The sequence below is a fragment of the Tateyamaria omphalii genome, from assembly GCF_001969365.1.
Classification (GTDB): domain Bacteria; phylum Pseudomonadota; class Alphaproteobacteria; order Rhodobacterales; family Rhodobacteraceae; genus Tateyamaria; species Tateyamaria omphalii_A.
Window position 1 is genome coordinate 331,055 of record NZ_CP019312.1, and the last position, 13,076, is coordinate 344,130.

The window sequence follows — 13,076 nt, forward strand, 5'->3', positions numbered from 1 at the left end:
TGCCGCGTTTGACCTTGCAGTGGAACGGCGGGCGGGCGACGATGATGCGGGCAGATTTCAATCAGACCGATATGGACCCCTCTGCGCCCCGGCCGACAACACCCGCACAGTCCGATGTACAGATCCTCATCACCGCGGCGGAAACCTACCCCGAGATGGAGCGCGCCTTTCTGGCCGCTGAGCGTGAGATCTGGGCCAGCTACCGCGTGTTCGATCTGGCGACGAAGCTGCGCAGCGATGAGGGGCGCGCCATCGGTGAGACGTGGTTCGACCTGATCGTGCACGTGCTGCGCAGGGGCGTGCGCCTCAACATGGTGCTGGCGGATTTTGACCCGATCCTTGCGCCAAAGCTGCATTGTGCCGCATGGACGGCCCGCCGCGCCTTTATCGCCGCAGGCGAGGCGGCGGGACCGGATGCGGACCTGCACGTGGTCAATGCCACGCATTCCGGCCGGGTGGGGATCATTCCCCGCATGCTTTTGTGGCCCCGCACGGTGCGCGAGATCGCGCGGCTGGCCCGAAAACTGAACGCGATGCCATCCCACCAGCGTGCGCGGCGCCTGCAATGCAGCCCCGGCCTGCGGCCCTGGTTGAAGGAAAGCACGGGTGGCACCCTCAGTGCCCGCAAGTGGCGGCCCCCGCCGCTGGTGCCGGGCACACACCATCAGAAGATCGCCGTCTTTGACCGGTCCCGCCTGTGTGTGGGCGGGCTTGACCTGGACGAACGGCGCTATGACGACAAGGGCCACCACCGCGCGCGAGACGAAACCTGGCACGATATCCAGCTGATGTGTCGCGGCGCGGTCGTCCAGGAGGCGCAGGAGCATCTGGAGACGTTTCTGCATGCGGTGGCGGGCGACGGTGACGTGCCGCAGACCTCGCACCTGCGGCGCACGTTGTCGCGCCGACGCCGGGTGGAGGCGCCGCATCTGGGCCCGCGGCCCCTGGTCTGCGAACTGGCCGACGCGCATTTCAACATGATCCGGCAGGCGCGGCAGTTGATCTATCTGGAAACCCAGTTCTTTCGGGACGTTCGCATCGCCGATGCGTTGGCCGAGGCGGCGCAGAAGACCCCGGAACTGGGCCTGATCCTGATCCTGCCCGGCGCGCCCGAGGATGTGGCCTTTGACGGCAATACCGGGTCGGACGCGCGCTTTGGCGAATACCAGCAGGCGCGCGCGCTGGACCGGATCAGCGACGGCTTCGGGACACGGCTGGCGCTCTGCTCTCCTGTCAAGCCGATGCGCGTGGCGGGGCGCGGCCGCGACACCCTGTGCGGGTCGCCCATCATCTATGTGCATGCCAAGGTGTCCGTCTTTGACGATGCCGGGGCCATCGTGTCCTCTGCCAATCTGAACGCCCGCAGCCTGAAATGGGACACCGAGGCGGGTGTCGTCCTGGACCGTGCGCAGGACGTCCGCGGGATGCGGCACCGGGTGTTCGACCATTGGCTGTCCGCCGATGCGGACCCTGCATGTTACGACCCTGCGCGCGCCGTTGCGGGCTTTCGGGACATAATTTCCCGCAATGCCGAATGCGCGCCCGAGGCGCGCACCGGCTTTCTGGTGCCGCACGATCGTGCGCCCGCCACCGAATTCGGGCGCCCTCTGCCCGGTGTGCCGGATGCGATGGTCTAAACGCCAAGGCGCGGGAACCACAGCTGCCGATGCCGCGTTTCACCCGCAACGCAGTCATGAAACCGGAGATCGAAAATGGATGCCACGAACCTGCTTGCCGTCCTTGCCCTCGCCACCCTGGTGATGGTCATCGTGTTTGCCCTTGTCAGCAAACGGAAGACAGAACAACGCATGAATGACGATGATGCGCCCAAGTCGCGTCTGGCCAAGGACGCCCCGGACAAGTGACCCGTCACCACATCATTCAGTTGTTGAGCAAAGGATACCGGCGATGACCAGCGAAACCGCGACCGATACATCCGCGCCCGAGCGGGAAGATGCCTTTCGCGCGGGCAAGAGTGCCGCGGAAAACCGCTGGCTTCTTGGGCTGGTCGGTATCGTGACCGTGGTCGCGGGCGTTATTGCCCTGGCGATGCCGTTTCTGGCGTCGCTGACGGCGGCCCTGCTCGCGGGGTGGGTGTTGATTGCAAGCGGCGTGGTTGGTCTTGTTACCGCTGTGCGTCGTGACGCTGGGTGGTCGCTTGCCGCGTCGTTTGCGCTGTCCCTCGTGTCGATCCTGGCGGGTGTGATGACGCTGGTCCTGCCAGGGGCCGGTCTATTGGCGTTGACGACGCTGCTGATCGCATATTTCGCGGTGAGCGGGGCCCTTCGCGTCTACTATGGTGCCCGCGCCGTGCGCGACGGTGGCGGTTGGATGGTTGCGGCGGGCGTGCTGTCTCTTGTCCTTGCCATCTTGCTCTTTTTCGGGCTGCCCTTCAGCGCGGTCTGGGTGCCCGGTGTCATGCTGGGTGTGGACCTGGTGCTTTTGGGTGCGTTGCAGATTGCCCTGGCCGTGCGGGCCGGGAAAGTCGCGCCCGCGTCGGACGGCCATGGCGCAGAGCGTCACGCCTGATCCTTCGCAAAGATCTTGGTCAGCGCCTCAGCATCCTCGCTGGCCACCACGAAAAGCACGTGATCACCTTCGGACAGGGTCGAGTCGGGGTCCGCGAACGTTTCCTTGTCCCGGCCTGCATGGGCGATGGGGCGCGCGTTTTCCGGCAGATCAAGATCCTTGATCGCGGATCCATCCATCCGGTCCGGCACCGTGTGGTTGGCAAGGCGCAAGTCCCGATGCAGCGCCATATCGGTGTCCATCTCGCTGTGATCGGTCAGGTTCGACAGGATCGAGGCGGCAAGGCTTTCATGCGGTGTCACCACATCGTCGAGCGACAATTCCTCGGCCACCGACATCAGTTCGGCGCGCACGATCTGCGGAATGACCCGATCATACCCGACGGACCGGCCGACAATGGCCGCCAGGATGTTTACGTCGTCCTGGTTTGTCAGGGCAACCAAAGCATCTGACCCGTCGCCATAGGCATCCCGCAGCGTGGATGGCAGCGTGCCGTCGCCGCAGACCATGGCGCAATCCAGCCCGTCGGCCAGATCATCCAGCCGGGACCGATCAATGTCGATCAGGATGACTTCGTGATCCGCATCCACCAGTTGTCGCACCAGCGCCACGCCAAAGCGCGACGCCCCCAGAACAGTGATGTGCATGATGTGTTACCTCCGTGAAATCCAGGTCGAGGGGAGAAAGAGCGCGATCAGCACGAAAAATTCGAGCCGCCCCAAGAGCATCGCGAATGTTGTCAGCAGCTTCAGGCCGGGGCCCAGATCGGGCCCGATCACCCCCGCCGACAGCCCCACACCCGACAGGGCCGATACCGCGTCGAACAGCGCGGGCAGGGCAGGGTGGCCCGCGGCGTAGAGCGCAGCCCAGAAGAGCAGGGCGCTGGCCAGATAGAGCGCCAGCAGCGCTGCCGCGAACAGGATGGCTTCGGCATCGGCGCGCTTGTCCCCGATCTTGAGATGCGACAGCGCCCGTTCCGGCAGGCGCAGGCGCAGGAACACCAGCGCCACCATACTCCACAGCATGCTGGCGCGCGCGGTCTTGATGCCCCCGGTGGTGGACCCGACATCGCCCCCAAGGGCCATCAGCACGATCAACAGAAGCATCAATGGGCTGAACGGCATCAGCGGCGCGGTCGAGAACCCCGCCGTGGTCTGTGCGCTCAGCTGGTTGAGCAGACCGGAGACCAGCGCCTCGCGTTCCCAGCCGTGCAGGGCACCGTGCCCCAGCACATAGGCCACGCTGCCGACCAGAAGGATGGCCAGCGTGGTGCGGACCGTGCCCCGGCGCAGGGCGGCCCGCGGGCCCAGCTTGACCGCGACCGCGTAGAACAACAGCGACACCGACGTGGCCACACACAGGGCCAGCGTCAGGATCTGGGCGGGCCGGGAATAGTCGGCAAGACTGCTGTCGCGGGGCGTGAACCCGCCCGTGGACACGGCGGCCAGCGCGACCATTGGCCCCTCCCACCACCCGGGAAACAAGGGGATCGAGAGGACGACACCGACGGCGGTGATGGCGGAATAGCCTATCAGCACCAGACGCGCCTTGGCCCGGGTCGAGGCATGATAATCGGTGCCCGCCACCGATTGCTTGCCCAGCACCTGTGCCGCACGCCCGCTGTCCATCAGCAGCGCAACACCGGCCACCGCAATGGCGACACCGCCGCACCACTGCATCCAGGCGCGCAAGAAATGGGCCGACACGGGCCAGCTTTCTGCATCCCGTGCCACGGACAGACCCGTGGTCGTGATGCCGGAGGCCGCCTCGAACAGCGCGTCATGCGGGGCGAGGCCCAGCACCATGAAGCCGGGCACCGCCAGCACCGTCGACAGGACAAAGATCAGGGCCAGCGTGGCGACGGCCTCGATCCGGCGCAGGTCCGCATCGGTCTTGAACTGCCGTGACCAGACGCCAAGCGCGCCCAAAATGACCGTGGGCCCCAGCAGCGCGGCTGCCAGCGGCCATTCGCCTTCGATCGCGGCGGCCAGACCGGGCGCGCCGACCAACACGGCCAGCACCGGCGTCTGGTTGAGCACGGCGCGACCCACGAATGCGGGACGCGCGCGTACGGACGCCGCCGCCTGCCCTCGACGCGCGAGTTCGCCGGCATCGCCACGCGTCATGCGATGTCTCGGCACGTAAGATTCAGGGCGGATTTCATATGTGCAAAATGCGCGTCGTGCAGAATCGTTCCCTCCGATGCCGGAACCGATGCCCGGACTGGGACGTTGCGCTATATGAACATTACCGAACAGCCCCTATCCGACCCCCAGCCGAAACACACCAACGCGGAGGAAGACGAAGCGTCGGTCCAGACGGCCACGCGCCTGTCCGCGCGCCTGATCTACGAAGTCATCCGCCGCGATGGCGAGGAAGAGCTGGAGCGTCCGACATCGTCCCTTGTCTGGTCCGGCATGGCCGCCGGGATCGTCATCAGTTTCTCGGTCTGGGGCGAGGCGGTGCTGCGCACGTATCTGCCCGACACGCCGCATGCCTTTCTGGTTGAAAACCTTGGCTATTCGCTGGGCTTTCTGATCGTGATCCTGGGCCGAATGCAGCTGTTTACCGAAAATACCATCACGACCGTCCTGCCGGTGATGCACCGGCAATCGTGGTCCTGTCTGGTGGCGATGCTGCGTCTGTGGACCCTGGTTCTTCTGGCCAATGTCGTGGGCGCGTTTGTCGCCGGCTTCTTTCTGTCACTGCCCGATGTGGTGTCGGATGCGGTGCAGGCATCCCTGCTGGAACTGTCGTCACATGCGGTTGGCATGGGCGCGTGGCAGGGGTTTGTGCGCGGTATCCCGGCCGGTGTTCTGGTCGCCTCTATCGTTTGGATGATGCCATCATCGCAAAGCGGGGGCTTCTTCATCATCCTTGGTTTTACATGGATGATCGCAGCCGGGGACCTGACCCACATCATCGCGGGGTCCGTCGAAATGGCATATCTGGTCTGGCAGGGACAGTTGGGTGCCTACGCCGCCATTGTCGATTTCTTCCTGCCCGTGCTGGCAGGCAACATCGTGGGCGGCACGGCCATTTTCACAATGCTGGCGTGGGGCCAGGTGAAAAACGAGGTCGCGCATGGAACCGGCGCGTCCGGCTCGGGTTGATTCCGGAGCACACCCAGCCTGGAGTTTTCCCAATGGCCGAACAGAAAAAGATCCCCGCCCAAGCGCAGGAGTCAATGCCCGCGCACGAACACAAGATGGACCCCGCCCCCGACTGGAAGCCACGCCATAACGGTGTGGGCAAGCTGTGGGGCAAATGCGCCATCATCACCGGCGGTGACAGCGGCATTGGCCGCGCCGTGGCCATCCTGTTTGCCCGCGAAGGCGCACGTGTCGGCATCATCTATCTGAACGAGGACGAAGACGCCAAGGAAACCTGCCGCATCATCGAAGAGGACGAGGGCGGGACCGCCTTTGCCCACAGGGCCGATATCGGCGACCGCGACGATGCCTTTGCCGCCATGGACGCGCTGCGTGAAAAGCTGGGCGGGATCGACATCCTGATCAACAATGCCGCACAGCAATTCATGGAAACCGACCTGCGTGACATCACCGAAGAGCATCTGCGCCGCACCTTCGACAGCAATGTCATGGGCTACTTCTTTTGCACGCAGGCCGCACTTGACCACATCCCCGAAGGCGGCGCGATCGTGAACACGGCCAGCGTCAACGCCTTTGCCGGGATGGCGTCGCTGGTGGATTACTCCTCGACGCGCGGGGCAATCACGGCCTTTTCGCGGTCTATGGCGCAGCAACTGGTGGGCAAGGGCATTCGCGTCAATTGCGTGGCCCCCGGCCCGATCTGGACGCCCTTCATTCCCGGCACGATGCCCGCCGACATGGTCGAGGATTTCGGGTCCCAGGTGCCCATGGGCCGACCGGGCCAGCCGTGGGAGGTGGCGACATCCTACCTGTTTCTTGCCAGTGACGACGGCAGCTATTTCTCGGGCCAGACCCTGCATCCCAACGGTGGCATGATCGTTGGCAGCTAAGGCACGTCCGCCGCGCGGCAACTGGCCCGCCAATCCCGTCATTTACCAGATCTACCCCCGCTCTTTTCAGGACAGCGCTGGAACGGGCGAGGGGGACTTGCCGGGTATCACCCGGCGTCTGGACCATGTGGCACGGCTGGGCGTGGATGGCATTTGGCTGTCGCCCTTCTTCACCTCGCCCTTGTGCGACGGTGGCTATGACGTGGCCAACCATGTCGAAGTCGACCCCCGCTTTGGCACGATGGCGGATTTTGATGCGCTGGTCAGCCGGGCGCATGATCTGGGCCTGTCGGTGATGATTGATCAGGTGTTCAACCACACCTCTGACCAGCATCCGTGGTTCAAGGCGTCACTGGACCGCGACCCTGAGTTCGAGGATTTCTATGTCTGGGCCGATGCGCGCGCGGATGGCAGCCCGCCGTCGAACTGGATTGCCTATTTCGGGCATCCGGCATGGCAATGGCACGCGCAGCGCGGGCAGTATTGCCTGCACCAGTTCCTGCCGTGCCAGCCGGGTCTGAACCATCGCGACGATGCCGTGCGCGCGGCGTTGCAGGAAACGACGTCGTTCTGGCGTGCGCGGGGCGTGGACGGCTTCCGCTTTGACGCGATCACCAGCGTTTTCTTCGATCCCGACTTTCCAGACAACCCGCCCGCGGATGACGCGGCGCGCGCGCTTATTCCCGGCCCGCGCAACAACCCGTTTACCATGCAGCGACACGACCATGACATGCTGCCCAAGGAGTGCGCGGCCTTTACCCGCGACATCCGCGAATGGTGCGGGTCCGACACGTATTTATTGGGAGAGATCAATCAGGGCCCCGGATCGATCGAGGTGCTGACGAAGTTCACCGGCCCGGACCGGCTGGATGCCGGATACACCATTGACCTGCCGGAGCGGGGCCTGTCGGGCACCATTATCAAGGATGTGCTGGACCGGCTGGATGCGCCCGGCCCGATGGCGTGGTGGCTGTCATCCCATGACCAGCCGCGACAGGTGACGCGCGCCGGGGACGGCAGCGCGCGCGATGCGCGGATGATGATTGCCATTCTCTGCGCGCTGCCGGGTCCTGTGCTGCTTTATCAGGGCGAGGAGCTGGGCATGATCCAACCCGATCTGCCGCGCGATGCGCTGACCGATCCGTTCGACCTGGCCTATTGGCCCGATCCGCCGGGACGCGACGGGGCCCGTACCCCCATGGTGTGGGATGATACGACGGATCAAGGGGGCTTTAGCACCGCATCCGATACGTGGCTGCCCGTGATCCATCCGCCCGGCGGCGGTGCCACGCGCCAATGGGCAGACCCCGGATCGGTCCTGCGCTTTTATGAAACCGTGATTGCGCAGCGCCGCGCGCTGGGACTTGCCGATGGTCAGATCGCGGTGCAGGTGGCCGACGACACGCTGTTTGTGGCGCGGATCACGACCGCAGACGCGACTGTCAGCCTGTACGCAAATACAGGCGAGCAGCCGCGTGCGGTGGACCTGCCCCCCGACGGGCACAGGATGCTGAGCAGTGCCGAACAGACGGATAAAGGCCAGATCGCGCCGCGCAGCACGATCTGGGTGGTGATTTAACCGATCAGAAGGCCCAGGCACAGGACCAGCAGCAGCGGCACGCCTAGCGCGATCAGCCGCGCGCGATCCGCGTCGATGATCAGGGCGCTGTTGCTTGCGCGGTGCGAAAAGCGGCCACGGGCCGTGGCCTCGACGCCGGACACCGGCCCCTCGATGTTGTTGGGGCGGCCACCGGGTTCGTCGCTGTCGGACTTCTGCATTTCCGCACCGCTGTCGGCCAGTTTGTGATCCAGCCAGTCGGGCAGCACCATGTTGCCGAACACCAGTTGCAGCACCGAACTGCCGACGAAATACTCGCGTCGCCCCTCGCGCACCGCGCGCAGGATGGCGCGGGCTGCCACCTCTGGCTGGAAGATGGGCGGCGCGGGTTGCGGTTTCTTGGGCAGGCGGTTCAGGGCCCAGTCGAATTGCGGGGTGTTGAGCGCGGGCAGCTGCACCAGCGACACGGTGATGTGTGACCCTTCGCGGATCAGCTCGGACCGGATGGCGGCCGTGAACCCGTTGATGCCATGCTTGGACGCGCAATAGGCGGATTGATAGGGCACCGACCGGTAGGACAGGCCCGAGCCCACATTGACGATCCGCCCGCTGTTGCGCTGTTCCATCAGCGCCAGCGCGGTGCGCGTCCCGTTCACCACGCCGATCAGCGTGGTGTCGACGATGCGCTGGAATTCGTCCGGCTTCATGCCCGGGAAGGGCGAAAAGCTGGTTTGCATCGCCGCGTTGACCCAGACCGAAATCGGGCCGAGCCGCTCTTCGATCTCGGCGCCTGCGCGGCTGACCGCGTCGGCATCCGACACATCGCATGTCCGGCAGACGACCTTGTCGCCATATTCGGTCTCCAACTGGTCCAGGCGTGACTGGCCACGGGCCAGGATGCCCACACGATACCCCTTGTCGATCAGGGCCGCGACTGTGGCGCGGCCCACTCCTGCTGTGCCTCCTGCGACGACGGCGACGCGATCTGTCATTGGCTTGCCTCCAGTTCTGGTGCGTTGCCGTGAACGGCGACGCTTCAACAGGGGAACGCTTGCCGGACAATGGCTGTTCCACGCAGACGGGCCGGGGACGCGGGCGATTGCGCGTGCAGCGTGCGACCGTGCGCCGCGCCTGCGGGAACATGGGCCAGCCGCGCGGTACGTCGCGGTTCTGTCCGTGTCGCTTGGCACCTGCGGGATAAGCCGCCGTGGTCCCTGCATCGTGGAACTTCGGGCATTGCGACGCGTTTTGGCCTTGACCCTGACTGTTTTTGCGCGCCTCCCAGTGTCGCACGCCTGGACCGGCAGGGGGCCAGTCGATGGGGTGAGACATGATTGACCTGAACGCAGCCACTGACTGCATCTTTGCCGCGCGCAGCATCCCGATGCTGCGGCGCATCGTGTTCAGGCTGTTTCGCGGACTGCAGTTCCGCCGGATCGCATACATCCACGCGGCGCTGGGCCGAAACGACTATCACTTCATAGATCAGGTCGGCTTTCCACGCGACTTCGTGGTGTCGTATGCGGGGTCGCGCAACGACCCCGAAAGTCACATCAATGACCCCTTTCCGGTCGCATCACGGCAATGCGCATTTCCGGTGCGTTGGTCGGCATTCACCAGGTCGGCCGATCTGTCCTACCGGCACGTCGCATTTGTCGACACGCTGCGCGCCCGGGGGATCGGCGACGGCATCAGTGTGCATGTGGCCGGCCCCAGCGGGCGCGACGGCTATTTCGCACTTGGCTACGGGCGTTACGGCGTCGACGCAACCGCGCGCGAGATGGCGCATGTGCAATTGATCTGCCAGGCTGCGCACAACATGCTGTGTTACCTCAGCCCCGATGGAAACAGCGTGGCCCGGGTCGCCCTCAGCCAGCGCGAGATTGAGGTGCTGCACTGGATCGCCCATGGCAAGTCCAACAGCGTCATCGCGGATATCCTTGGCGTGTCCCGCCATACGGTCAACACGCTGTGCCGCCGCAGCTTTGAGAAGTTGGGCGTGAGCGACCGGGTGTCCGCCGTCATCATCGCGCTGCGTCTGGGCGCGATCCCCAGCCTGTCGACAGGCACCGTCGCGCAGGTGTCACTTACCTGAGTGACTTACGCATCCCTGTTGGTTCACATATCGCGTCCCCGGTTAGACGATGTGCAAGGGGTCCATCCGCATGCTCAAGATATCCGCCGACATCCTGGACCTTCTCGACACCACGCTCGATCCCTTCGACAGTGAGATCAAGGCGCTCGTCAGGGTCGAGGTCGCGGCGCATCTTGCCGAGCACGCCGCCTACCAGATCCCGGAACACGAGGATTGTGCCGCCCTGCCGCGCCTGATCGAGGCGGCGGCCGAACTGAACCGGCTTGTGGTCATTCTTGCCGACCGGATCGACGGGTCATCCCCGCTCACCGCTTCCCTGACCAAGACCTGACGCGCGCGCCCGTGACCAGACGGAACGCGGAACCGCATCAGATCGCCATCGTCGCGACCGATCCACCGTCGACGCGGTAATTGGCCCCCACGACAAAGCTGGCCTTGTCCGAGCACAGGAATGCGATGGCTGCGGCCACTTCCTCGGGCTTGCCGCGTCGCTTCAGTTCCAGATACGGGCGCTCTTCGTCCAGAAAGCTGCGCACCGCCTCGTCGCGGCTGACGCCGTCTTGTTCGGCGCGTTTGTCCATCATGCCATCGGTCATCGGTGTTTCGATGAACGCGGGCGACACCGTGTTGACCAGCACGCCATTCCTGGCCGTCACCCGGCTGAGCCCCTTGGCAAAGTTCAAAAGGCCCGCCTTGGCGACGTTATACACCGCCTCGTCAGCATAGGGTTGTACCGCGTTCTCGCTTGAGACGATGACGGCGCGGCCCCAGCCCTTGCGTTCCATCGGGGGGACAAAGGCGCGCATCGTGCGCACGACAGACATGAAATCGGTGTCCCAGGCGTGATGCCAGTCGCTGTCCTTCATTTCCAGCGGGTGCCCCTTGGCCCCCGTCACGCCGGCGGCGCAGACAAGAATATCGGGCATGGTAAAGCGTTCCTCGACCGAGGCGGCCAGCCCCTCGACCTGGCGTGCATCGGTCAGGTCCGCCTGCAAGGCTGATGCGGCATCGCCCAGTTTCGTTGCGGCATCCGACACCGCGTCGCCCTTCAGGTCGACGAGGATGACATGCGCGCCTTCTTCGATCAGGGCCTGTGCGGTCGCGCGCCCGATGCCGGATGCGCCGCCGGTGATCAGGGCCGTCTTGCCGTTCAATCCATAGTCCATGACGTGACCTTTCGCGTGTTGCGGGAATGGCTTGCCGGGCGAATGCCCGATCTGCGCGACGGTCCCGTTCCGTCACCAGAACAGGATCAGCGTGCCGATCATCAGCGCGCCAAGGATCCAGGCATGGGTTTTGACATTCTTCAGGAACGGAGCATTCGCCGCATCGGTGTCAAAGGCGGCCTCGCGGGTCCACAGCGCGTCTTCGTCCACATCGTCCCGGTCGCCCATGAGGCTGAGACCGACAAAGATGGCCGCAGACACAAGCGTCATGATCGTCACGTTGATGGTGAAATGCAGCGGCCAGATCCCGAACTGGTTGGCGACAAAGACGCACAGGCCCAACAGGTGCCCGCCGATCAGCGTCCAGAATGCTGCACTGGCCGTGCCACGCGACCACAGCGCGCCCAGCGTGAAGCAGACGACGAGGGGCGGCACCAGCACGGAAAACGCCTGTTGGATATAATCCCAAAGCCCGCCGAAATACTGGATGAACGGGGCCCAGATGATGGCAATGACCATAAAGCCCAGCGTCGCCCACGTGCCCCATTTCTTCTGTTGTTCCGGCTCGGGTTCGCGCCCTTTCCTGGTCAGGAAATCGTTGACCAGCAGGGTCGAGGACGAATTGAGCGTGCTGTCCACCGACGACATGATGGCCGCGATCAGCCCGGCCAGGACAAGGCCCGTCAGGCCCGCGGGCAGCACCTCGGTGATGATGATGGGGAACACCTGATCGGGTGCCGAGATGTCCGGCAGGGTGACGACGGCCATCACACCCGGCAGGATGATGAAGAACGTGGGCAGGATCTTGAGAACACCGCCAAGGATGGCGCCCCATTGCGCGCGGCTCAGATCCTTGGCGCCCAGCACGCGCTGCACGATGTACTGGTTCGTGACCCAGTACCAGAAGCCCAGAAGCCAGACGCCGGTAAAGAGGCCGGGCCACGGCAGCGTGTCGTCGTCGATGGGCTGCACGATGCTCAGATTGCCGTCGGGCACCTGATCCTGCACGGTGGCCCATGAAAAGTCGACGGACTGGAACATCAGGAATGCCGTCAACGCGGTGCCCAGAAGCAGCACGACGGCTTGCAGGATATCGGTGTAGACCACGGCCTTGAGACCGCCAAGCGCGGTATATATCCCCGCAAAGATGCCGATGCCGACACAGAACATCCAGATGTCGACACCCGGAAAGAACACGCGCATCACCACCGCCCCCGCATAAAGCCCCCCGGCGGTGTCCACGATCACGGTAAAGACGATGGTCAGGCCGGAAAAATACAGGCGCACCCGGCGCGAGTACCGTTTTTCCAGGTATTCCGGCGTGGTCGAGATGCGGGATTTCAGGAACACGGGCGCAAAGACGAACGCCATCAGCAAAAGCGGGATGCCCGCCATCCATTCATAGGCCGACACCGCCAGCCCGCCGGAATAGGCGCTGCCGGTGAGGCCCACGAGCGTCGAGGTCGAGATGTTCGAGGCAAAGAGCGAGAAGCCGATGGCGGCCCAGCCCAGTGACCGGCCCGCCAGAAACAGGTCCTCGCCCGTCTTGGTCTGGCGCGCGACCCAGACGCCGATGGCCACCACGATGCCCAGATACCCCGCGATGACGATGTAATCGAGAACGGCAAGGTCGGCGTCGATCTGGTTTTCCATGGTGTCTGGTTCCCGTGTGGCAGGCTGTGCCACGGGCCACCCGGGCGGTGCAATGCGTTCAAGATCATCAGC

13 protein-coding genes are annotated in these 13,076 nt (G+C 64.6%); 8 read left to right on the plus strand and 5 right to left on the minus strand.

What is annotated here, in order from left to right; translation table 11 throughout:
* The first annotated feature begins 14 nt into the window (after nucleotides 1-14).
* The 3 genes from BWR18_RS01645 (at nucleotide 15) to BWR18_RS01650 (ending at nucleotide 2,529) form a co-directional block, all read left to right on the plus strand.
* On the plus strand, nucleotides 15-1,637 hold the full coding sequence (locus BWR18_RS01645) for a phospholipase D family protein (RefSeq protein ID WP_254684914.1): 1,623 nt from the start codon (nucleotides 15-17) through the stop codon (nucleotides 1,635-1,637).
* 75 nt (nucleotides 1,638-1,712) lie between these two features.
* Nucleotides 1,713-1,865, plus strand: a complete 153-nt coding sequence (locus tag BWR18_RS21850; protein WP_172839342.1) for a hypothetical protein — start codon at nucleotides 1,713-1,715, stop codon at nucleotides 1,863-1,865.
* A 43-nt stretch (nucleotides 1,866-1,908) separates the two neighbouring features.
* Nucleotides 1,909-2,529, plus strand: a complete 621-nt coding sequence (locus tag BWR18_RS01650) for an HdeD family acid-resistance protein (RefSeq protein ID WP_076626410.1) — start codon at nucleotides 1,909-1,911, stop codon at nucleotides 2,527-2,529.
* On the opposite strand, the gene BWR18_RS01655 is transcribed toward BWR18_RS01650, so the two are convergent.
* Together BWR18_RS01655 and BWR18_RS01660 are read right to left on the minus strand one after the other, a co-directional pair.
* Entirely contained in the window at nucleotides 2,520-3,176 is a 657-nt protein-coding gene (locus BWR18_RS01655) for a potassium channel family protein (RefSeq protein WP_076626411.1), read from the minus strand. The two genes, BWR18_RS01650 and BWR18_RS01655, sit on opposite strands and share 10 nt — an antisense overlap.
* A 6-nt stretch (nucleotides 3,177-3,182) precedes the next feature.
* Nucleotides 3,183-4,655, minus strand: coding sequence for a TrkH family potassium uptake protein (locus BWR18_RS01660; protein WP_076626412.1), 1,473 nt, complete (start codon nucleotides 4,653-4,655; stop codon nucleotides 3,183-3,185).
* A gap of 114 nt (nucleotides 4,656-4,769) precedes the next feature.
* Here BWR18_RS01660 and BWR18_RS01665 point away from each other — a divergent pair, with 114 nt between their 5' ends.
* From BWR18_RS01665 to BWR18_RS01675, 3 genes are read left to right on the plus strand one after another with little or no spacing between them, the layout of a single operon-like run.
* The gene (locus tag BWR18_RS01665) at nucleotides 4,770-5,642 is read left to right on the plus strand and encodes a formate/nitrite transporter family protein (protein ID WP_076626413.1); all 873 of its coding nucleotides are present in this window, start codon (nucleotides 4,770-4,772) and stop codon (nucleotides 5,640-5,642) included.
* 32 nt (nucleotides 5,643-5,674) lie between these two features.
* A complete protein-coding gene (locus BWR18_RS01670; RefSeq protein ID WP_076626414.1) occupies nucleotides 5,675-6,532 on the plus strand; it encodes an SDR family oxidoreductase in 858 nt (285 codons plus the stop codon).
* Entirely contained in the window at nucleotides 6,522-8,111 is a 1,590-nt protein-coding gene (locus BWR18_RS01675) for an alpha-amylase family glycosyl hydrolase (protein ID WP_076626415.1), read from the plus strand. Before BWR18_RS01670 ends, BWR18_RS01675 begins: the two co-directional genes overlap by 11 nt.
* On the opposite strand, the gene BWR18_RS01680 is transcribed toward BWR18_RS01675, so the two are convergent.
* Nucleotides 8,108-9,082: an SDR family oxidoreductase gene (locus tag BWR18_RS01680; RefSeq protein WP_076626416.1), complete on the minus strand. Its 975-nt coding sequence runs from the start codon at nucleotides 9,080-9,082 to the stop codon at nucleotides 8,108-8,110. The two genes, BWR18_RS01675 and BWR18_RS01680, sit on opposite strands and share 4 nt — an antisense overlap.
* A gap of 338 nt (nucleotides 9,083-9,420) precedes the next feature.
* Here BWR18_RS01680 and BWR18_RS01685 point away from each other — a divergent pair, with 338 nt between their 5' ends.
* Together BWR18_RS01685 and BWR18_RS01690 are read left to right on the plus strand one after the other, a co-directional pair.
* Nucleotides 9,421-10,185 carry a helix-turn-helix transcriptional regulator gene (locus BWR18_RS01685; protein WP_076626417.1) on the plus strand — a complete coding sequence of 255 codons (765 nt, stop codon included), beginning with the start codon at nucleotides 9,421-9,423 and terminating at the stop codon, nucleotides 10,183-10,185.
* Nucleotides 10,186-10,255: 70 nt separating this feature from the next.
* Nucleotides 10,256-10,516, plus strand: coding sequence for a hypothetical protein (locus BWR18_RS01690; protein ID WP_157598617.1), 261 nt, complete (start codon nucleotides 10,256-10,258; stop codon nucleotides 10,514-10,516).
* Between the two features lie 37 nt (nucleotides 10,517-10,553).
* Here the strand turns inward: BWR18_RS01690 and BWR18_RS01695 are convergent, their stop codons facing one another.
* Both BWR18_RS01695 and BWR18_RS01700 read right to left on the minus strand, forming a co-directional pair.
* The gene (locus BWR18_RS01695; protein WP_076626419.1) at nucleotides 10,554-11,351 is read right to left on the minus strand and encodes an SDR family NAD(P)-dependent oxidoreductase; all 798 of its coding nucleotides are present in this window, start codon (nucleotides 11,349-11,351) and stop codon (nucleotides 10,554-10,556) included.
* A 72-nt stretch (nucleotides 11,352-11,423) separates the two neighbouring features.
* A complete protein-coding gene (locus tag BWR18_RS01700) occupies nucleotides 11,424-13,037 on the minus strand; it encodes a sodium:solute symporter (RefSeq protein WP_254684915.1) in 1,614 nt (537 codons plus the stop codon).
* Between the last annotated feature and the right edge of the window lie 39 nt (nucleotides 13,038-13,076).

Coding starts and splice junctions, on each gene's coding strand:
- BWR18_RS01685 (WP_076626417.1), top strand. CDS start 9,421: ATGATTGACCTGAACGCAGCCACTGACTGCATCTTTGCCGCGCGCAGC.
- BWR18_RS21850 (WP_172839342.1), top strand. CDS start 1,713: ATGGATGCCACGAACCTGCTTGCCGTCCTTGCCCTCGCCACCCTGGTG.
- BWR18_RS01650 (WP_076626410.1), top strand. CDS start 1,909: ATGACCAGCGAAACCGCGACCGATACATCCGCGCCCGAGCGGGAAGAT.
- BWR18_RS01695 (WP_076626419.1), bottom strand. CDS start 11,351: ATGGACTATGGATTGAACGGCAAGACGGCCCTGATCACCGGCGGCGCA.
- BWR18_RS01670 (WP_076626414.1), top strand. CDS start 5,675: ATGGCCGAACAGAAAAAGATCCCCGCCCAAGCGCAGGAGTCAATGCCC.
- BWR18_RS01680 (WP_076626416.1), bottom strand. CDS start 9,082: ATGACAGATCGCGTCGCCGTCGTCGCAGGAGGCACAGCAGGAGTGGGC.
- BWR18_RS01690 (WP_157598617.1), top strand. CDS start 10,256: ATGCTCAAGATATCCGCCGACATCCTGGACCTTCTCGACACCACGCTC.
- BWR18_RS01660 (WP_076626412.1), bottom strand. CDS start 4,655: ATGACGCGTGGCGATGCCGGCGAACTCGCGCGTCGAGGGCAGGCGGCG.
- BWR18_RS01665 (WP_076626413.1), top strand. CDS start 4,770: ATGAACATTACCGAACAGCCCCTATCCGACCCCCAGCCGAAACACACC.
- BWR18_RS01655 (WP_076626411.1), bottom strand. CDS start 3,176: ATGCACATCACTGTTCTGGGGGCGTCGCGCTTTGGCGTGGCGCTGGTG.